The 19,888-nt window shown below is 59.8% G+C and carries 14 protein-coding genes and 3 pseudogenes; 4 read left to right on the top strand and 13 right to left on the bottom strand.

Annotated elements, in window-relative coordinates; all coding sequences use genetic code 11:
- Positions 1–225: 225 nt before the first annotated feature.
- Both RX329_RS42160 and RX329_RS36550 read left to right on the top strand, forming a co-directional pair.
- A pseudogene (locus RX329_RS42160) lies at positions 226–342 on the top strand (TauD/TfdA family dioxygenase); the annotation flags it as partial.
- A 465-nt stretch (positions 343–807) separates the two neighbouring features.
- Complete coding sequence (locus tag RX329_RS36550) at positions 808–1,008, top strand: hypothetical protein (RefSeq protein WP_317245160.1); 201 nt, start codon at positions 808–810, stop codon at positions 1,006–1,008.
- Positions 1,009–1,179: 171 nt separating this feature from the next.
- On the opposite strand, the gene RX329_RS36545 is transcribed toward RX329_RS36550, so the two are convergent.
- The 6 genes and pseudogenes from RX329_RS36545 to RX329_RS36520 form a co-directional block, all read right to left on the bottom strand.
- On the bottom strand, positions 1,180–2,058 hold the full coding sequence (locus tag RX329_RS36545) for a transposase family protein (RefSeq protein ID WP_317245159.1): 879 nt from the start codon (positions 2,056–2,058) through the stop codon (positions 1,180–1,182).
- Positions 2,059–2,219: 161 nt separating this feature from the next.
- Positions 2,220–3,655, bottom strand: a pseudogene (locus RX329_RS36540) (ISL3 family transposase).
- Between the two features lie 1,140 nt (positions 3,656–4,795).
- Complete coding sequence (locus tag RX329_RS36535) at positions 4,796–6,070, bottom strand: IS256 family transposase (RefSeq protein WP_317245158.1); 1,275 nt, start codon at positions 6,068–6,070, stop codon at positions 4,796–4,798.
- 504 nt (positions 6,071–6,574) lie between these two features.
- Entirely contained in the window at positions 6,575–7,585 is a 1,011-nt protein-coding gene (locus RX329_RS36530) for a cysteine synthase family protein (RefSeq protein ID WP_317245157.1), read from the bottom strand.
- Positions 7,586–7,987: 402 nt separating this feature from the next.
- On the bottom strand, positions 7,988–8,479 hold the full coding sequence (locus tag RX329_RS36525) for a GNAT family N-acetyltransferase (RefSeq protein WP_317245156.1): 492 nt from the start codon (positions 8,477–8,479) through the stop codon (positions 7,988–7,990).
- Between the two features lie 637 nt (positions 8,480–9,116).
- Entirely contained in the window at positions 9,117–9,674 is a 558-nt protein-coding gene (locus RX329_RS36520) for an NAD(P)-dependent oxidoreductase (RefSeq protein WP_317245155.1), read from the bottom strand.
- Positions 9,675–10,093: 419 nt separating this feature from the next.
- Between RX329_RS36520 and RX329_RS36515 the strand changes: the two genes are divergently transcribed.
- The gene (locus RX329_RS36515; protein ID WP_317245154.1) at positions 10,094–10,309 is read left to right on the top strand and encodes a hypothetical protein; all 216 of its coding nucleotides are present in this window, start codon (positions 10,094–10,096) and stop codon (positions 10,307–10,309) included.
- A 905-nt stretch (positions 10,310–11,214) separates the two neighbouring features.
- Here RX329_RS36515 and RX329_RS36510 read toward each other — a convergent pair.
- A pseudogene (locus RX329_RS36510) lies at positions 11,215–11,582 on the bottom strand (bifunctional methylenetetrahydrofolate dehydrogenase/methenyltetrahydrofolate cyclohydrolase); the annotation flags it as partial.
- 1,226 nt (positions 11,583–12,808) lie between these two features.
- Positions 12,809–14,083: an IS256 family transposase gene (locus tag RX329_RS36505; protein WP_317245153.1), complete on the bottom strand. Its 1,275-nt coding sequence runs from the start codon at positions 14,081–14,083 to the stop codon at positions 12,809–12,811.
- A 749-nt stretch (positions 14,084–14,832) separates the two neighbouring features.
- Here RX329_RS36505 and RX329_RS36500 point away from each other — a divergent pair.
- Entirely contained in the window at positions 14,833–15,561 is a 729-nt protein-coding gene (locus RX329_RS36500) for a hypothetical protein (RefSeq protein WP_317245152.1), read from the top strand.
- 355 nt (positions 15,562–15,916) lie between these two features.
- Here the strand turns inward: RX329_RS36500 and tnpC are convergent, their stop codons facing one another.
- From tnpC to RX329_RS36475, 5 genes are all read right to left on the bottom strand, one after another.
- Positions 15,917–17,581, bottom strand: a complete 1,665-nt coding sequence (gene tnpC, locus RX329_RS36495) for an IS66 family transposase (protein ID WP_085357270.1) — start codon at positions 17,579–17,581, stop codon at positions 15,917–15,919.
- A gap of 45 nt (positions 17,582–17,626) precedes the next feature.
- On the bottom strand, positions 17,627–17,974 hold the full coding sequence (gene tnpB / locus RX329_RS36490; RefSeq protein ID WP_085357271.1) for an IS66 family insertion sequence element accessory protein TnpB: 348 nt from the start codon (positions 17,972–17,974) through the stop codon (positions 17,627–17,629).
- Positions 17,971–18,372 (bottom strand): IS66-like element accessory protein TnpA, encoded by a 402-nt coding sequence (tnpA, locus tag RX329_RS36485; RefSeq protein ID WP_085357272.1) that lies wholly within the window; start codon positions 18,370–18,372, stop codon positions 17,971–17,973. Before tnpA ends, tnpB begins: the two co-directional genes overlap by 4 nt.
- A gap of 372 nt (positions 18,373–18,744) precedes the next feature.
- Positions 18,745–18,825 (bottom strand): hypothetical protein, encoded by an 81-nt coding sequence (locus RX329_RS42155; protein WP_410706540.1) that lies wholly within the window; start codon positions 18,823–18,825, stop codon positions 18,745–18,747.
- A gap of 737 nt (positions 18,826–19,562) precedes the next feature.
- The gene (locus tag RX329_RS36475) at positions 19,563–19,757 is read right to left on the bottom strand and encodes a transposase (RefSeq protein ID WP_410706171.1); all 195 of its coding nucleotides are present in this window, start codon (positions 19,755–19,757) and stop codon (positions 19,563–19,565) included.
- Positions 19,758–19,888 lie beyond the last annotated feature (131 nt).

Here is a 19,888-nt window from a genome sequence, read left to right as displayed (position 1 = left end):
CGCCGCGTTCGCACTCCGGCTTCCGACAACGTTCATCGCTCTTCCTTTATTCGTTTGGCAAACTAGATCGCATCTTTCGCCTCGATAGACACCCCGCTCGAAAGCGGTACTGTCACAGTGTGCGGCAGTCGTGAAGCCGTAATTATGCGAGTTCATCGCAGCAACACGATGCTTTCGTGCAGACCCGCGTGGGTCTCAGTTGGGCACGAGCGCGTCAGTCAGACCATCCGCCCCCGTGAAGACCCGCGCGACGGAGGCGGACAGGAGCACTTCGACGAGGTGTTCACCGTCACGATCTACAAAACCGAGCATCCGGTAGTTCAGGTCCATCCGGAGACCGGCGTGTCAGTGGGCCTGCAAATTTGCGCCCTCGTATTGCCGCATCTGCGAATGTTACCCTGATGCAGCCGTTGCAGCGGCCGATGCGATGTCGGCTGATCGGCCGCGCCAGGTAGCTTTCCCGGCTTGCTCGACGAGAGGGGCTGTGGGCGGGTCGGGCCCTACATAGCCCGAGCCGTCCACAACCCCGGGCAATGGGGCAGCGGTCGTGGCGTCGCCGAGCGGGCCCCCAGCAACCAGCTATTCGGCAGCCTTCCGTCTGAGCGTCCTCAGCAGACGCCGCACAATCGAATGCTGTCCCGTCCCGGACTCCTCGGGTATTTCTCGCTCAGCCGGCCGACAATTGCGAGTGCAGTTAACTGCCGCTGCTCGGCGAGCCAACCCTCGATCGCAGCAATAATGCGGGTCGAGCTTGGACGGCATGCGAACCCTGGTCTTATAGGGCCGACGGGTGCGCCGGTGCGTGGCATGCGGCTCGCCGACCGTCGCCGTCTCGCGGAGCGTCTTCGCGAACGTCGCTGCGGTCGCCGGCGCGGTGCTCGTGCAAGCGGGTTGCAGGCCGCGCGCCTGTCCGGCACGACGATCGACGCGATTGCCGAGTTCGTCCTGGGTTGCGCGAATCTCGGCCAACAGCCCGACCGGATCGAGCGAGCGATACTGATCACGTAGCCGCCGCTTTACAGCCGCGGTCAACTTGGGATGGGCCAGCGCGCGCTGATAGGGCGTCAACGGAGCATGAGCGCTTGATCACTTTAGCCCCTTCGCGGCGCTTCTCCTTCAGCTTGAACGACGGCTGGAAGAAGTTGACGTAAAGCCGTGCCGCCGCATAGAGTCGGCCCATCACGCGCGCCGTCTCGACGCCATCGAAGCGGCCATAGCCCATGAGGCGGCGGACGACGGACCATTCTTCTGCTCGACGAACGCCTGATCGTTCTTCTTGTACGCGCGCGAGCGTGTGACTTCGAGCTTCTGTTCGCGACACCATGGCACGACGACATCGTTCATGAAGGCGCTGTCGTTGTCGAAGTCTACGCCGCGCAGGAGCCAGGGGAACAGGCTCTGTGCGCGGTTGATCGCCTCGACGACCAGCGAACCTTCGCGCGTCACCAACGGCAGGCACTCCGTCCAGCCCGTGGCGACATCGACCATCGTCAGGGTCTGGATGAACGAGCCAGCCACCGACGTGCCGCCATGGGCGACCATGTCGACCTCGCAGAAGCCAGGCGGCGGGCTGTTCCAGTCATTGAACGTGCGGATCGGGACCTCGCGCCGGATGGCCGAATAGAATCCGGCACGGCGCGGCCTGCCGCCGCTCGCCGCGATCTTCACATCGACGAGCAGGCGGTCGATGGTTGCGGCGCTGATCGCGAGAACACAGTCACGATCCGCCTGGCCAAGCTGCAATCGGCCATGTTGCTCGAGGGCCGGCAGCAAGGTCGGGATCATCACCTTGAGCCGCTTGCCGCACACCCGACCCGACGCCTCCCACAGCTCCGTCGTCGCGTCCTTGATCGTCGCACCATATCTACGCTTGCGCTCCCGCGGTGCCTCGACTCCGTCAGGCCCACCCGTCGCGCGTCGCCGGAGTGCGCGCAACGCATGCTTGCGATGCCAGCCCGTCGTCGCGCACAGCGCGTCGAGGATCCGCCCCTTCTCCGCCCGTTTGGCCGATCGGTAACGCTCCATCACCGCCGACACCACTTCGCGCCGCGCGCCCATGCTGATCCTTCCCGCCATTGACGACACCGACACGATTCGGTGGTGCCGCTCCAGTCATCGGCGAGAAGTTGTCCAGTAACATTTTGGGTGAGACAATGCGGGGGTCAATTTTGGGCTCTGACGCATATTCGATGATCGTGTTTATTTTTATGGCGCGCCAATCAGCCTGCTTGAAGGAGATCGAGCTTAGCGCGCCCGTACACCTGTCGTTTGACCAGCTTGAGCTTGGTGATCTGAGCTTCCACTTGGCCATTGGACCACGCTTGCGTGATTGCCGCGTGCACCGCGCCCTTATCGTTGGCGATGCCATTCGCGAATGAGCCAATGAGACTCCGCTTGGATTCATCTATCCAGGATTCGAGCTCGACCTCGGCCCTCTTTCGGACCATCGCGTGGAAGCGGCCAACGAGAGCGTGTTCCTGGCGGCGGGGACCTTCTGCAATTGTTGACGGCTAATAGTCTCGGCGCGTCGCCGTCGCGTGGCCCATTCTGCCACCACGCGCAGTGATCCCTTAAAGCCTTGCCCTCTCAAACGGCGCCAGAGTTTGGCACCGTTGCGACAGCCGCCTGACCACTGCGCGTCCAGGAACGGCAGGTGCCCATCCAGGGTGCTTTGACGGGTGCGGAAGACATCCGTACCGCCGCCGCGACTAATTTGGCGAACCAGATTGCGACTATGTCCTGTGCGGCGGACGATCTCCTTGAGCGGCACACCGTCGCTGACAAGAGCCGCGATTGCGGCATGGCTGTCCTGGCGCCGCAGATAGCCCTGATAGCGACGCTTTTTCGCGCAGGTCAGCAGTTTAAGATCGATCGTCGTCGCCCTGATTGCGGTTCGGATTTTACTCATGGAGCGGCGCACCGCATCAAGGAAGGCCGCGCTCGCGTTTTCCGTCAGATGCCAGCGGTCGGCGACCTGGATTGCGTTCGGCAGCGCCTTGGCTGCTGCCTCGCCATATCCACCACCGCGATCTCGCGACACAATGTTGATGCCCGGGTGCTTCGACACGCCTGGACGGTCGCCGTTTCCCGGTCGGGCAGCAAGGCAACGATCCGCCGACGCTCCAAATCGCATACGATGGTCCCGTACCGACGGTTTCTCCGGAACGCCCAGGCATCGATACCCACAACAAGCAATGGATCCGTCGGCATCGCCGTCCGCCGGCGGACCACCCGCAGCAAGGTATCGTTGCTGACAGGCAGCATGAGCCGCTTGGCGAAGCTGGCTGCCGGCCGGCCGCCGAGCGCCAACCCCAGGTGATGGACGATGTGTTCGAGCCGTGCCGTTCGACGCCGTCGGAGCGGAACGACGTCTTCTCCGAACCGCTCCGCGAAGATCTGCCGGCGGCAATGCGGCACCTCGCATGTGAAGCGCCGCGTGAGCAATCGGAGGCGCACCTTTCTGCCCGCTGATGGCAAATCGGCAACGTGCCGGACGTAGCGGCTATGGATGCGGCTGGACGCTGTCGCACACAAAGGGCACCGAGCCTCCGCATTCCGACCTAACAGCCAGAATAAGCGAATCCATTGAGTCACTTACGCCATCAAACACCAAACCACTCGGTACTAGCGATGAGATATGAAAGCCCGTCCGCATGGCGCTGATTCTCCGCTTGAGAAGCACAGTCGCCCGGCAAACTTCATCAGAAATGAGTCAGACCCAATTTTGGACGCTGATCCCCCGGCTTAGGAGGTCAATATTGCAGGCCGAATGACACTAACGGCCTTCGAAGTCGTCGCTAGGAGGTTAGTGCCTGACGATGATCCACGAAGCGCGGATGTTTCCGCCAAAGTCGAAGCTGGCCTTCAAAGGATCGGAGTATCCTTCGGCCTGGAGGTGGAGAGCGTACAGATTGCGTGCGACGATCTAATTCGTAGGCTGCTTTTGCCCGCCAGTGCGCCCAATGCGCGCCGCCAACAGTCATTTGCGTCAAAAGCAAAGAAGAAACAGCAGTAACCCTGCTGGGCAGGGTATTGCCTGTCCTGGTTGGTCGCGGCATGTCTGTCCTGGTTATCTCGCACGCGGACGAGCTCCGACTTCGGCGATACGGTTGCCGCGTTGCCGCAGCGGTTTGTGATGGTGGCATTTGGAATTGGACGCGCACCCTAACCAAGGCACCTGCAACTCCTCACGTGCCGCATCGTACGTCTGGCTCGGCGCATCGCTGAATGTCTCGGCGAACCAGGCAATCATCTCGGCGTCGATCGGATTGTTCTTTGCCAGCCGTCCGGCCGACAGCGCAAAACTGCGGGCCCGGGATCGAGGATCCGAATCTCAACACCGACCTCGCGCAGCACCTTGGCCCAGACACGCTCATAGCCGCCACTCGCCCATCATCGCCTTGTCAATGGGCGCTTGCGAAGCCAAGTGCGGTGGCCCCTGGGCGCGCTTGGAAGGATCGCCTCGTTCCTAAGGAACGAATGCACACATCCCCTTCTCTTTGGCAACGTCAATACCCTCTAACAACATCATTCTGTGCCATCACGGCCGACGAGGTCCTCCGATCTACAGCAGACAATCCCGCTCTCTTGCTCCGGCCGATGTGGCCCAGCAGAGTTCCATTTAGCGCCCCCTGCGGAGCGGCCCGTTATAAGGTCGAGCATATTCGAAACGAGGGCTTGCGCCGCTCGCATAATCCTATTGACGGTCGTTTAAACGCAGGTTTTAGAACGTCTGTTTGGGGGGATGTCCCGATCGGTGTTGAACTACGTCGGGCCGACGTTGCCGGGATGAATGTTACGCGGCCCTCGAGACGTGGGCAACGGGCTTGATCGTCATGCGATCGTGGTGAGCTTGAAGGGCTGCACGCAGAACCGACAATTGCTTATGCGCCTTCAATCGTCGAAAGCCCTTGTTGGCCTCGATCATGCCGGCCGCGACCCATCGCAAGGCCATACCGGCATCCCGCCAGCGTTTGACGTTGCGCGTGACGCGGCGAATGGTGCCCATCATGTTCTCGGCGATGTTGGTACAGGCGAGCGATCGACGAAGCTCCTTCGGCAGCTTCAACCGGACGACAGTCAGGATTTCGTCGAGGCCTTCGAGGATGCTGGCCGCGACGCCGGGCCATTGCTGGTCGAGGCGACGCGCGAGATTGCGGATCAATTTTTCAGCCTTGTCGGCGTCATCGAGCTCCCACGCCTGGCGCAGCACCCGACGGGTGGGCGCATGATGCTCTTTCGGCAGGCGTTCCATGATGTTGCGCGCCTTGTGGATCTGGCAGCGCTGGATCGCAGCGGCCGAACCGAAGGTGCGGCGGATCGCCTTCGACAACGCTTTCGCGCCGTCGGCGATGAACAGTCTTGGCATCGTCGGGTCGAGCCCGCGCGAGACCAGGTTGTCCAGCAGGGCCTGAACCGTTGCGGCATTCTCGGTCGCCCCTTCCACCAGCGCCAGCGGATGCTTGTTGCCTTCGCCGTCAACTCCGATCGCGGCGACCAGCACGAGATCGTCGCCGAGATGCAGCCCGTCGATTTGGACCACCAGAAGGTCGAGCGCGGACAGATCGGCAGCCATGAAGTCAGCCAGCCGCGCCGCCGACAGCGCTACGAACCTCCGCGAGGCCGCCGACTTCGAAACCCCCGATCCGGGCGGTGCCGGCACGTCACCTTCGGGCAGCCGGACGGCGCGGCCGAACCGGCGCGTCGACACATTGATCAGCATCAGGTTCATCGCCCAGCGACCGAGCCAATCCTCCTGCGCCGCCGTTTCCCAGCTCGGGATCGTGACCTCGCCGCCATCCACGCCCCGGACCCGCGGGCGCTCGACCTCGATCTTGCCGCCGTGGAAGCCGATCCGTCCCCGCGTTCGGCCCCAACGGTGCGCCCGCCGCGCCGCGTCGCGATCGTGGCGCGGCCCGCAGGCCGCCGTGACATCCGCCTCCATCATCGTGCCGAGCGCCTCGATCCCTGCCGCAAAGCAGAACCGATCGAAGCTCGCCCGCACTTCTGCAAACGCTTCGTCCACAGCCCCGGTCGCCGGCGAACCAGCCGGTGTGATATCTCTCGTCATGGCGTTGCTCTCCTTTGTGGAATCAGCACCCCGAGCCTACCGGCTCAAGGTGGGCAACGCCGACCTCTTCAGAAATTCAACAGAACCCGGGACATCCCCTCTGTTTGGAGCGGTGATCAGTTTTCTCGGGTGTGGTTCGGGTGTCCGATGCCCCAATGGAGAGACTTCTGCAACGGCATTGAGCGACTTGCTACCCTGGTGCGCAGGAGCATGGGCGCTCCTCCAGAGCTGTCGGCCGGAACATCAACGTGCGGCTCGAGGATGGGGAAGCCCTGGTCGGCAAGGTACTGGCCAAACCGACGCCGCCAAGTTCTGCGAATTATCAGCCATCTACACGTCATCATCGCCAAGGCTCCAAATTTTGTGAAGCGCTGGTCATCGTAAATGTCTGGCGACATGGAAAAAATCCGCAGCGCCGCAGTTTGCTGCCGCCGATTCCAAGACCGAAGCAGCTGTTTTTTCGGCGTCGCCTCGAAACGCACCTTGGCACGCGCATGCGTCAACTCAGGTTGCGTCCTTCTTTCCGAAGAGCCACTGGTCCAACTGGGGGGCGATCGTTGGATTGAGCAAGCTGCGCTTAGCCATCCAGTCCTCGTTGAAAATCGTGCTCAGATATTTCTCGCCCCCATCGGCGACCAGTGTTACGACCGTACCGGTGAGCTTGCCTGCGGCGATGAATTCCAGGGCTTTGTAGATAGCTCCCCCGGAAGACCCACCGACTAAAAGTCCTTTGCGCCGAGCGATGTAACGCGCGGTCTCGAAAGCTTGAGTATCGGTCACCTGTACGCCCTCATCGATGCATCCATAGTCCAGGACCTTGCCGACCGCGTCACCCGCGGGCATGCCAGTACCCGACTGGTAATAGGGATGCGCGGGTTTTCCGAAAATGATGGATCCAGCCGGCTCCACGCCGATCGCGCGCACCGTCGCTTTATGGCGCTTGAGCCGTTGCGCAATACCGCTCATGGATCCGCCGGTCCCAACGCATCCGACAAACGCGTCGATGCCGTTGGGAAGTTGAGAGATCAGCTCCTCAACGAGAGCGGCATAGCCTTCCGGATTTGCGGGATTGTCAGATTGGTTCATGAATAGTGCGCCGCTAAGATCTGCGGCGAGCCGTGCCGCCAGGCGCTGCCTCTCGACAACCGCGACTTCGTTTTCCGCAAACTCGCCTTCAACATAGCGGATCTCGGCGCCGAGGGCCTGCATCATCCTGACTTTGTCGGGTGCCGCATGGTGGTCGACCACAGCGATAAAGCGCAGGCCAAAGTCCAACGCGGAGAGAGCCAAGCCTATACCGGTATTACCAGAAGAAGATTCAACAATGGTGCCGCCTGGAGCGAGGCGCCCATCCTTCAGCGCAGCCAGAACCATGCTTCGCGCCATGCGGTCCTTCATCGAGCCGCCGGGATTGTTTTTTTCGATTTTTAGCATCAAACGGGTGTCCCGGTTGGGAATGTCAATCGACATTATCGGCGTCTGCCCGATCAATTGCGTTATGGTCTCGTGCAGCATAGCATGCCTCTCCTCCTGCTTCTGTGATGAGTGGGCCACCCTTGTGCTGCTCCACGGCACAGCGGGCGGGCCGGGGCCAGCGGTGGAATTTTGCTTCGAGGTGACCCAACTGCCGCCTCGATAGGCTGGTTTTGGTCAGTAGCTTGCTCGGCGCGGACGCGCTTCACCGCATATTTCATCGTGCCCTTCCCGCATTGCACGGAGAAGGAGATGCCAAGAATGCCGCGCATGGACCGCATAGAGAGGCTGCGACGCGGGCGAAAATCCGCAATCTGCTGCTGAGAACGTCCTGATCCAAGCAAGCGATCACCGCCAGTCGTGACATCAATGTAGGCTTGCTCAGATTTGAGTGGCCCGAATCCCTTGCCACCACGAGGGCAAAAAGGAACACAAGGATCACACTTATCCTCCCAAACCGATCTTATGTTCAAGAATGTTCTGAGTGCCGCTTGGGCCGAAGTGAGTCGCCCCCGTATCCCGAAACCCCGACTTCAGGTAAACAGCTCTAGCTGTCTCATTGCGTACATTGACGCCAAGCATGAGACTGCCGACATATGGACGGTTTTTAGAGACCCATCGAGCGGCAAGTTTAGTCGCTGCCCTACCGTATCCAATGCCCTGGTATGCTCGGTCCACGCAAAGGCTGTGCAAAGTCATGGCGTTTGGGTAGGCCCATTCAGGTAACGCCGCACCCTCACGGAGAACAAAAAAGCCGACGACCTCATCGCTGGCGACCATGGAGAAGGCGTGCTCAAGGCCAGGCCACGAGCTGTTTCGAAGTTCTGAGAAAACCAAATCCAGTGAGTCCACAAAGTCCTCTTGCTCGGGCTCTATCTTTAGATGGGCAACCACCGCGTAATCAAAATGAGACAAGCTTTTCAGCGCCGCCCGCATACTAAGTCTCCGTATCAGCCACCGTTTCAACCCTTTGGCGAAAAGAGGGAGAATGATATCTCGCTCATGACATGAATATCGTTGGTGGCGCCTCGGGGTTCTGACGGCAGACTCTCAAAACTCGTGCCAATTGACCAAGACCAATGAATGTCCATTTCTTAGTTATCAATTTCAACGGCTTACGTGAGTGACGGCAAGGTGCGAGGCGCGGATAGCATATGTCACGGACTCGACAATCATAACAGACAATTGTCTGCCATTCCCCACGATGCGGTTCGTGCCACACTGGGTGAGAGCTTGTCGCCCACTTCCGGTTCAATTCCGACACGCCAGGTCTAGTTCTGGCCGTGCCGCCAACATTCAGTCAAGAGCAATCGCGGAGAGGGGGCTTGGCATTAGCGTGATGTCCCAACCGTGAGTACTCAGCTATCGGACTGCCGTTCAGGCGCTCCCGTTTCACTCGCCAGAAACGGCATTGTGCTGGCCTCACCGAGCCAGCAAAGCTTGGCACCTTTGGGACAAGCAGTCGCGCATCTTCGCGGTGCTCGCGTCAAGCGCTCAATAGCCTCGTCGCAGATCAATCAAATTCTTCAGCGGCAGTCCTTTAAGTTAGCGTTCGATGTTGTCTGCAACGATTTCAAACGCTCGCTCCACATAGTGTGAGGATTCTGGAAGTATGGGGCGTTACGATCACGTTTTGCCATGCCCACAGCGGGCTATCCTGCGGCAGCGGCTCGCGCTCGAAAATGTCGAGCATCGCGCCTGCGAGTGTGCCCGCCCGTAGGGCGCCAATCAATTCGGACTCCAAGACGACGCTGTCCCGGGTGATGTTGATCAAGAATGCATCACGTCGCATGCATGCGCTCTCATCGGCGCCGATAAGACCGGCTGTCTCCGGCGTAGCCGGCACGGCCAGAACCACGAAATCGCAGAGCGGCAGTAATTCCTTCAGCTCATCGGAGCCGAAGAACCGGTCTATACCTTCGACCGCGACTGAAATATCCCGCTTCGCGCCCACAACAGTCATCCCCGCGCTCTTCGCGCGCCGAGCGATAGTGGCCCCGATCGAACCCAACCCAACGACGCCGAGCGTTTTGTCGGCCAATGGCGTTACGGATCGAAAGTTCCATTTGCGCTCCGCCTGCTCGCTCAGAAGTTTGCGGAAATCCCAATTCAGCATCGTCACGCCGCCCATCACCTAATCCGCGATTAAGCCGCCATGCATACCTCGAACATTGGTCACGATTATATCGTCCGCCCTGTCACGCGGTAACATGGAATCAACACCCGCGCTAAGTGATCGGAACCAAACGCAATTTCGTTGCCCCGGTCGAACAATTCAACTGGGAAATGATAAGCAAGCAATGCGTGCGCCTTACCTATGTATCGCTCTAGCCGATCAGAATCCGGCGCCACAATGACTCGGACTTGCGGAAAACGTTCACCGAATACTCGCACATAAGCCTCGGCCTTAGGGTGGTTGATGACAGGGTGAAGGGGGGCTTTCAATCGACATGTTACCTTCACGGCTGTGCGTTGGGTAATGCCTCTTCACGAATTCTTGCTCGGCCAAAATACCCTCCTGCTAAATCAGAGCGAAGAACAAACCGGTTCATGACGACGCATGGTATGCGCGCCTTTGTGAATTTGGCGAAGCGCCTGGCACTCGCGTCAGCAAATGCCGTTCCTATCCTTGCGAAAATCTATCAAAAAGCAAATTCGAAGTTCTTTGATGTGGCGCCGCCACTATCCGAAAGTCTGCGTAGTCGAATTGATTCCACCAAATTCACGCTTCGGCCTAGCGTGGTTATCAGCAGTATCAAGCCGTGAAATATTTCTCCATGATGCTTAGCTTAAACCGGAACACCGTACAGCTGAGCAACACAACACGGATGATGGCCCATCTCCGGGGGACGCACGCTGCGAGGCAACAGCGCGGTAGATGACCTCGCCTCGTTTCCAGGCTTGAGCTGTACCGCCCGGAGGCGTGACGGGCCTAGCGGTCGCTGTCGACGAACACCCGTGGCGGGTGGCGGGCCGGAAGTAAGCGTTTCATCCCTCGAGATACGCTCCGAGCGGTATCCACAGCGCAAGCCTTCGGCCGGCGCTGTTGGCCTTTAGCGGTCAGAGGGTTCCCTGAAGCTAAGTTTGCGGTGGCCTTGCCCGCATTGGCTACGATCGTTATGTCTGCGTCGCGGCTCACCGAACAGGTCGCCCATCGACGGTCCGGTCGTCGGAGTTAAAGGCGATGACTTTCGCTTCAGGTCGGTACCCGCATTGTTCAAACTGCAGAGGATGATCCGGCCGCATGGCTGACATGTGCGTCCACCGCACCGTTAACGACACAAAAGCGCGCGCCCGGTCGGTAGAAAGGCGAAATCATCGCGGAGCTGGAGTTTATGATTCAATTGCTTACTGTGGAACGAAGTCCACGATGGCATGAAAGCCGGCGATAACGCCGACATGCTCCTAACCTGCTAACCGATCGCCGAGGTGGGGCGCATCCATCCAAAACCGCGAACGAAAAGAGGCGGGGACAAAACCTGGTGGCGCGTCTTCGCTTGCTGACCACCCGACGAACGGACCGTCAGCCCTCTAGCAAAATCAACTCAAACACCTCGTTGGAAGTTGTGTTCGATCGGTATTTGGAAGGGCAAGCGCCCGAGCTCGAACGGAGCCCGCGCTGCGGCGAGTAGTCCGTTCCATTGGCAAGCGGCGAAGAAATACCGCGTCGGGCGGCAGGTCGCCTCGATCGTATTCCTGAGCAGGCAGGCTATGGTCATCGGACCCACTCCGCCTGGACTGGTGTCAGCGCGCCAGCGACGCTGCGCGCACGCTCGAAATCCACATCGCCGACCAGTTGCTGCTTGCCGTCGCGTTCGATGCGATTGATGCCGACGTCGATGACGATTGCACCAGGTTTGATCCAATCGCCACGAATGAACCCTGCCCGTCCAGCCGCGGCAACCAAAATGTCCGCACGATAACAGACCGAAGGCAGGTCGTCGGTCTTGGAGTGCGCTATGGTAACCGTGCAATTTTCTCGTAACAGGAGTTGTGCCAGCGGCTTCCCGACTATGTTTGAACGACCGACGATGATTGCGGAAACCCTGGCAAGATGCTTACGGACGCCCTTGATCAAAAGCATATTCGTGTTTGCGATTAGCGAACCCGCAGGAAGTCCTTTCGGTCGCTGCACAGAGGAGGCCATTCACATGATTAAAAAGGAGATCAAGGAAGAAAAGACGACCATCTACAGGACAAAGACGTATCCGAGAACCTCGAACCAACACAGTGTCGGCGACCGCGATTTGGACGCAAGCTCGTGATCGAACCTGCCGGGTTGTCGTCGGTTCATAAAAGTGTTTGAGGCAGTGAACAATTTGCCGATCGACGACACGCATTGTCACCTCATCACCGATCGAGATGCCGTAACAACTCCGCAGCGCTACCTGCATCGTCCATTCCTGCGAACAGCACGCCCACTTCTCGCTCGAGCCTCACGAACATGGGTATCTATCAAGACGACTGTTCCATCGTGCCAGCTTTGGCGACGGCTGCACTTGCCGCTCGTACTCAAAAGAGGTTCGTACAGACGTCAGCACCTTGCTCTAGCAGCAATGGACCAGCCACCAGTCGGGCCGTCGAGCAGCGCCGATCATCCCAAATGACAAACGCAGCACATCCATCTCGGACATTTGGGCAAGAAAGAAGGTCTCCCTCGAGCGCCTGGCGGAAAGGGCTAAGCCTTTCCGTACAAGAAGACAAGTTTGATGGGCTTGGCCCGCTTGGTCCGGAATACGTAACAGCGGCCGAGAACGGGGCAGCCTTTAAATCCTCGCTCACCATTTGGTGCTGAAGTCGACTGGCGTGATTACTATCATCTCCGGACAGCTCGATGACCGGCCCGCCCTTCGGTGCATGGACAATTGGAGTAGTCGTTGCCGGGTTGGCTCTGCGAACCGATCGGAGGGGGCTGCCATCGACCTCAATCTCGATGTCCCCGAGATACGGCTTCGGCTTGCGGTGCAGCTCTGGCGCACCACTGCTCCTGGCGCATTTACCAGTGCCGGTACAAACCGGCGCTGTTAACCTGCGCTGACCGCGGCTAGGTGCCTGCGGTCGCCACATCAACATTTGTCCCTGTATTAGCCTCGTTCGTCGGGTAACGTGGATTGCCGCGATCACTTCCAACAGACACATCGCTGCTTCCGATATAGTATCGTCTGGCATAGACACGAGCCGACGCCTTAAGAGGTCGTGACTCTCTCCGAGGGGATGTCCCGATCGGTGTTGAACTACGTCGGGCCGACGTTGCCGGGATGAATGTTACGCGGCCCTCGAGACGTGGGCAACGGGCTTGATCGTCATGCGATCGTGGTGAGCTTGAAGGGCTGCACGCAGAACCGACAATTGCTTATGCGCCTTCAATCGTCGAAAGCCCTTGTTGGCCTCGATCATGCCGGCCGCGACCCATCGCAAGGCCATACCGGCATCCCGCCAGCGTTTGACGTTGCGCGTGACGCGGCGAATGGTGCCCATCATGTTCTCGGCGATGTTGGTACAGGCGAGCGATCGACGAAGCTCCTTCGGCAGCTTCAACCGGACGACAGTCAGGATTTCGTCGAGGCCTTCGAGGATGCTGGCCGCGACGCCGGGCCATTGCTGGTCGAGGCGACGCGCGAGATTGCGGATCAATTTTTCAGCCTTGTCGGCGTCATCGAGCTCCCACGCCTGGCGCAGCACCCGACGGGTGGGCGCATGATGCTCTTTCGGCAGGCGTTCCATGATGTTGCGCGCCTTGTGGATCTGGCAGCGCTGGATCGCAGCGGCCGAACCGAAGGTGCGGCGGATCGCCTTCGACAACGCTTTCGCGCCGTCGGCGATGAACAGTCTTGGCATCGTCGGGTCGAGCCCGCGCGAGACCAGGTTGTCCAGCAGGGCCTGAACCGTTGCGGCATTCTCGGTCGCCCCTTCCACCAGCGCCAGCGGATGCTTGTTGCCTTCGCCGTCAACTCCGATCGCGGCGACCAGCACGAGATCGTCGCCGAGATGCAGCCCGTCGATTTGGACCACCAGAAGGTCGAGCGCGGACAGATCGGCAGCCATGAAGTCAGCCAGCCGCGCCGCCGACAGCGCTACGAACCTCCGCGAGGCCGCCGACTTCGAAACCCCCGATCCGGGCGGTGCCGGCACGTCACCTTCGGGCAGCCGGACGGCGCGGCCGAACCGGCGCGTCGACACATTGATCAGCATCAGGTTCATCGCCCAGCGACCGAGCCAATCCTCCTGCGCCGCCGTTTCCCAGCTCGGGATCGTGACCTCGCCGCCATCCACGCCCCGGACCCGCGGGCGCTCGACCTCGATCTTGCCGCCGTGGAAGCCGATCCGTCCCCGCGTTCGGCCCCAACGGTGCGCCCGCCGCGCCGCGTCGCGATCGTGGCGCGGCCCGCAGGCCGCCGTGACATCCGCCTCCATCATCGTGCCGAGCGCCTCGATCCCTGCCGCAAGGCAGAACCGATCGAAGCTCGCCCGCACTTCTGCAAACGCTTCGTCCACAGCCCCGGTCGCCGGCGAACCAGCCGGTGTGATATCTCTCGTCATGGCGTTGCTCTCCTTTGTGGAATCAGCACCCCGAGCCTACCGGCTCAAGGTGGGCAACGCCGACCTCTTCAGAAATTCAACAGAACCCGGGACATCCCCCTCTCCGATCCTGGTGCCAAGAGCAGGTGGAATCAGAACGGCGCTCTGATGTTGTCACCTCTCAGGAGAGGTTCGCACGATCGTTGATCGGCCATCGACGCTGACGGTGGGCGCCTCGGTGGAGGCGGAACCTGAACGATCACGCTCTGATGCGCGGGTTAGCTACCGTATTCTCGATTGTGCGCCCAAGGTATGATCCGATCTCACTGCGGCGTCGGTGTTTGCGCGACCCTAAAGTGGCTCACGGGCATTCTTTGTACCGTGGTTCCTTCTCTGGTAATAAACGATGATGAGAGGGCCATCAGGCCACCTGCTTGGCGACCCTCACATGAAACCGACCAGTTCGTGCATTCTAGCCGTGCAGACCACCGTCCTCCGCATGCCGCGCGAAGCCAGCTCTCGATAGCAGCGAATCCCGCGTCGAGCGCGCCACTTGGCGCAACCGGACGTTAAGTGAGCGTTCGGCGTCGGCAACTCCACTCCCAACCTTCTCTGTGGCAAGACCGAAAAACGGCGTGGTGGCATGGCCAGTGACTTCGCTATTCCTCACTAGAGTAGGTAGTATCTCGAGTCGCGTAAAATGGCCTACCTTTTGAACTGCTAACCCGGCACGAATGCAACCACACGGCTATCACGGAGATCGAGATATCATGAGAAGCGCGACCAACCCGATAGACGTCTCACATTTTCTTCATCTTTATGATGGGCCCGCTTCCGAAAAGAACATCAAACTCTCCATCGGATTCGATTTCAATGAGTACGTTATGATCACACGTGCTCTTCCAGGCAAGGGGCCGACATATCCAATTTTCCGGCCTGATCGCTCACCAATCGGATTGGGCCAAGGATATTGGATCATCGGCGTAGACCAGAACAATGCGGTTGCGCTTGTAGAGGCCGCTCGACTTTATGACCTTTCGCACAGCAACCTGGCAGAACATCTCGAATCACTAAAGTTCTTTTACGCTGACCCGGCGAAGCACGCACATCCCGATGACCGTTGCATTTGTAGAGCACCCACTGCGGAGAAGATTACCGGGAAAGTTGCTTTTCACGGAGATGTTTGGGTCCGCAAAGACTTTCGTGGACAAAGTCTTCCTAAGATCATGGGGAGAATAGTGCGCTGCGTATCCTTTGCGCTGTGGGCTCCCGATTTTGCAGTCGGATTGGCAGGGGGCTGGTCAGTCGATAAGGGCGTCTACGATCCGCAGCATTGTGAACCCGGTGGATCGGTATTGCATTTGGAGGAAGACCATCTTGTGGATGACGATTGGCTTCTTTGGCGGACAGGTGAAGAGTTAAAAAACCTTGTTCATCACGATAGGGGCGAGCTGAGTATCGTCCCAGGCTTGTTGCCTCCATATTCGAGCCCTAATTAGGCCAGCTGACGTTTGCCAAGATGTGCGTGCAAGCTGGTGAACTCGCGCAGATGAGTGAGATGGTCAAGGCTTTGCGTTATGCGCCGCGCGGTTGGCGGACATGACGCTCTAAGTTGACGACGGGATGCGATGCAGTCGAGCCCCCGAGCCGGCCGACAGCTAGAGGCCCCAGAACTCCCTGGTCGCTCGTTACGACAAGCTCGCCGAGACTGTTGAAGCGGGTAAAGTCAATGGCGTTGATGCCGAGCCGCTCGCTTACTGACGTCCTCGCGAAGGGCGTACGCATACGACGAAGGCCGCCTGATTGACACATGCGCGCGAGCGCGGCGAGTTCTACGATGGCGTTGCGTGAAGGTCAGGCGGCTTGCTGATCGGCGGACTTGCCGGCTTGGTGCAGGAGCTTCCATTCCCAGGGCAGCAGTTCGCGCAGCCGCGACGCGGGAAGATCGGCGATCCGGGCGAGGACGTCGGCGAGCCAGGCCTTTGGATCGACGTCGTTGAGGCGGCAGGTCGTGATCATCGTCAGCATGATCGCGGCACGGTCGGCGCCACGTTGGCTACCAGCGAAGGTCCAGTTGCGCCTTCCCAAGGCAATGCCTCTCAATGCACGCTCAGCGCAATTGTTGGTCAAGCAGATCCGGCCATCGTCGAGGAAGCGGACGAAGTCGTCCCAGCGCTTGAGCATGTAGTTCATGGGCTTCAGGACCTCGGCGGAGCGCGAGAGGCTTTCTCGCTCGCGGAGCAGCCAGTCATGCATGTCGTCGAGCAGCGGCTTGCTCCGCTCCTGGCGCACGGCACGCCGCTCGTCGGCACTACGGCCGTTGATGGCGCGCTCGATCTCGAACAACGCATCCAGACGCCTGACCGCCTCCAGCGCGATCGGGGAGACCGGTTTGCCCTTGCGGCCTTCCCGGGCGGCTTTCTCGATGTCAGCCAGTTCGAAGAATCCCCGCCGCGCATGGGCCAGGCAAAACGCCGGCGTGATCGGCATTGCTTTCCTTTTTGGGTCGAACAACGGCTCGAAGCCGCCATAGCAATCCGCCTGCAGAATGCCGGCGAAGGCGGCCAGATGCTTCTGAGGATGTTCGCCCCGTCGGTTGCCCGAGGCATAATAGACCGCCGCCGGCGGCGCAGGCCCGGCGAACGGCCGGTCATCCCGCACATAGGTCCAGATCCGGCCGGTCGTGCACTTGCCCTTCGCCAGGATGCGGATAGTGGTGTCGTCGCCATGAAGGCGCTCGGCCGCGAGCACATGACGCTCGATCAGCTGGAACAGCGGCATGACGGCGAAGGTTCCGTGGCCGACCTGGTCGGCCAGCGTCGACAGCGGCAGGTCGATCCGCTCAGCCTTGAAGCGCACGCTCTGGCGATTGAGCGGGATATGCATGCCGAACTTGTCGAACAGCATTGTCGCCAGCAATTGCGGACCGATGAAGCCGCGCGGCGTGGCATGGAACGGTGCCGGCGGCTGGCTGATCTTCTCGCAATCGCGGCAGGTGAACTTCTCGCGTATCGTCTCGATCACCTTGAAGCGACGCGGGATCTCCTCCAGCGTCTTGGTCACATCCTCTCCGACCTTCGCCAGCCGAGATCCACCGCAGCAGGCGCAGCTCGTTGGAGCCTCAATGACGACGCGCTCGTGTTCGATGTCGTCCGGCCATGGCTGGCGAACCGGCCGCTTGCGCATGAAGGGGCGAACGTTCTGCGTCTTCGCTGCTGCGGCCTGCGCGGCAAGCTCATTCTCGGTCGCCGTGGTGGCGAGTTCTTCGAGCTCCAATTCCAACTGCTCGAGTAAACGCGCCGTGCGCTCGGAGCGCTGCCCGTGCAGTTCGCGTTTGAGCTTCTCGATCCGTAGCTCAAGATGAGCGATCAGCACCTCGCTGTCCGATAGCTCCGCCCGCGCGTTGGCGGCATCCGCGACTGCCACATCGCGTTCAGCCTGCAACGCCTCGCGCTCGGCCAGCAGAGCAAGGTAGGCTCTCGTGAGATCCGAAGGAAGGTCGTCCGGCTTCGATGTCATGACGCCATTGAATCAGATCGAGCATCAGATTCAAACCCAAAACGATTATCCGACCCGCGTCGGCCGCTGGGTTTCTTGCGGATTGCGCCAATCGATCCCGGACAGCAGATAGCTCAACTGCGCCAGCGAGATCGTTACCGCTTCACCGGCAACCGATGGCCAGATAAACTTTCCTCTCTCGAGTTTTTTTGTGAACAAGCAGGCTCCCTGACCATCGTGCCAGATCACCTTCACAAGATCGCTGCGGCGACCGCGGAAGACAAACAAATGACCGCTGAGCGGTTCTTTGTGCAGCACCTCCTGCACTTGGAGGGCCAGCGACGGAAAGCCTCTGCGCATATCCGTGTAGCCTGTCGCCAGCCACACTCGCACATTCCCTGGTACAGCAATCATCGGCGTCCAAGCACATCGAGGACCCGCGCCAGCGCCTCCGGATCGACGTGCGCATCCACCCGGATGCACCGTCGGTTGCCGAGATCGATCTCTATCAATCCAGTACGTGCGGCTGCCGCCGAGCGAACTCGGCCATCAACCGTAGGCAAAAGCTTCGCAGTTTCTTCAGTCGAAGCCGCTACGGCGGCGATCTGCACCGGCGTAAAAGATGGTGCAACTTGTTCCGATGTCCGTGCTTGTCGACGCCAGGTAAACACCAGGCTGGCCGCTACTCCGTTGCGCCGCGCAACCTCAGTTACCTTCGCGCCCGGTGCCAACGTCTCCTCGACAATCCGTGCCTTGTCGTCCTGCGACCAACGCCGCCGCCGCTCCAGCCCGCCTAAAACCTCGACCCGCATCGCCTGATGACCTTAAAGCTAGACTTAAGGTCACACGCTTCGCGAATTACCAACCCTCACGCAAGACGGCCCCCATCGGAGGCGTACCGAAGGGCCGTCAATTGTTGTCCTGCGGGCACCGCTGGATCAGCTGCTTCCTGCGCATCGAGTTACGCGATACTTGCTGAAGATCGGAGGCTGGTACATGAGTCTCATACAACCGATTCGGATAGCTCTCTCTTCAAGTTCACGTTGGCAAAGCACATTGTGAGTTCCTGATGTGAGTTTGCTCCATCCGATCGATGCCGGCAAGGCGCGGCTCTGGCATCTCGTTTGCCGGGCCGGTGCCAAGACGATCACTTTCTCTTTGACTTCGGCGACAGCTGTCACCGGCTAAGCTAGAACCCCCCTCATCCAGCCAATGGCCGTGCTGATTGCCACCTCAAACTGCTTCGCGGCCCGCTTGCGGGACATCCCCCCCTCAATCGCGGCTACCACACGCTTGCGAAGATCCAGAGAATACGGCTTGCCCAGCCATGCCGGCCTCCTACCCAGCCAGTATGGTGAACGAGAAACGCACTGATTTGGGAATCCCAAATCGATTCAGACTAATCCCATATCGCTTTTAGCTAAGGCGCTTGGAAGCACGGTCTCGGGTTGAAGAGCAGCTGGAGCGCCGTCCCGAGATCGATGTATTCAAAAGGCGCCCTGCATTCCTTCTAGGTCATCGGCGAAACGGGCAGTGCACCAGTCCAGCGACCAGCGTTCATTGGGCCTAGCCTCGACAAAAAGTCGCGGCGAGGGTCCCCAACCGCGTTGCGGCGGACCCGTAGCTTGGGTACGTTAAGCGTTTCTCACGATAAAGCCGGTAAGTTCAGTAGATTCCCGACGGCTCGCTCGTCCGCCCGCCACACCAAGACGAATAGCCCGCCGGATCTAAACCGCCGCGGCTCGCTCGCGAGATCGCACAATCGGTCGCCCAGATCCAAGTGTGGAGTAGGCTGGAGCAGCAGTGGATCATCTCCGCGCCGATGATCAAACAGGCCAGCCGTTCCCAGGCTGATGATGAGCATGCAAATGCGTGACCGCGCATCGCGTTGAGCCCTAGCATGAAAGAAGGCTCGTGAAGGAGGCCGCATCGAGCATCTGCTCGGCCACCCTAAGATTCGCATTGTCCTCTTGAAGCGCCTTTGGCCGCTTGGTCTCAGGAATCATCCAGGCCCAAACTTGGCCTTCCAAATAGAGATCGTCGCCTCCGACATCCCATGCTTGCGAGCCGAGTTGATCATCTTTGCCCGAGCTTCATGCTCCTTCAGCACTGCAATGATCCGCTCTTTTGTCAACCGTGCTCGCCCATTTCTCCCGTCCGTCGTCAGGCTGGATGATAACTCTCTCTGGCAGGTCATGAATACCTCTGACTTTCCGCAATCAATGGAGAACATCGACGGCAGGATAAAACGTGCATTTGCAAGCCACCACACTACCACGATTGGTAGCTTCGTCGCTTCTCTCTTATCCGGTAATTAACTGGCCAATA

The organism is Bradyrhizobium sp. BWC-3-1, from assembly GCF_032917965.1.
Classification (GTDB): Bacteria; Pseudomonadota; Alphaproteobacteria; order Rhizobiales; family Xanthobacteraceae; genus Bradyrhizobium; species Bradyrhizobium canariense_D.
This window is presented reverse-complemented; position numbering and strand designations above follow the sequence as displayed.

Coding starts and splice junctions, on each gene's coding strand:
- RX329_RS36550 (WP_317245160.1), top strand. CDS start 808: ATGCGGCTCGCCGACCGTCGCCGTCTCGCGGAGCGTCTTCGCGAACGT.
- RX329_RS36545 (WP_317245159.1), bottom strand. CDS start 2,058: ATGGGCGCGCGGCGCGAAGTGGTGTCGGCGGTGATGGAGCGTTACCGA.
- RX329_RS36535 (WP_317245158.1), bottom strand. CDS start 6,070: ATGACGAGAGATATCACACCGGCTGGTTCGCCGGCGACCGGGGCTGTG.
- RX329_RS36530 (WP_317245157.1), bottom strand. CDS start 7,585: ATGCTGCACGAGACCATAACGCAATTGATCGGGCAGACGCCGATAATG.
- RX329_RS36525 (WP_317245156.1), bottom strand. CDS start 8,479: ATGCGGGCGGCGCTGAAAAGCTTGTCTCATTTTGATTACGCGGTGGTT.
- RX329_RS36520 (WP_317245155.1), bottom strand. CDS start 9,674: ATGGGCGGCGTGACGATGCTGAATTGGGATTTCCGCAAACTTCTGAGC.
- RX329_RS36515 (WP_317245154.1), top strand. CDS start 10,094: ATGACGACGCATGGTATGCGCGCCTTTGTGAATTTGGCGAAGCGCCTG.
- RX329_RS36505 (WP_317245153.1), bottom strand. CDS start 14,083: ATGACGAGAGATATCACACCGGCTGGTTCGCCGGCGACCGGGGCTGTG.
- RX329_RS36500 (WP_317245152.1), top strand. CDS start 14,833: ATGAGAAGCGCGACCAACCCGATAGACGTCTCACATTTTCTTCATCTT.
- tnpC (WP_085357270.1), bottom strand. CDS start 17,581: ATGACATCGAAGCCGGACGACCTTCCTTCGGATCTCACGAGAGCCTAC.
- tnpB (WP_085357271.1), bottom strand. CDS start 17,974: ATGATTGCTGTACCAGGGAATGTGCGAGTGTGGCTGGCGACAGGCTAC.
- tnpA (WP_085357272.1), bottom strand. CDS start 18,372: ATGCGGGTCGAGGTTTTAGGCGGGCTGGAGCGGCGGCGGCGTTGGTCG.
- RX329_RS42155 (WP_410706540.1), bottom strand. CDS start 18,825: ATGTCCCGCAAGCGGGCCGCGAAGCAGTTTGAGGTGGCAATCAGCACG.
- RX329_RS36475 (WP_410706171.1), bottom strand. CDS start 19,757: ATGACCTGCCAGAGAGAGTTATCATCCAGCCTGACGACGGACGGGAGA.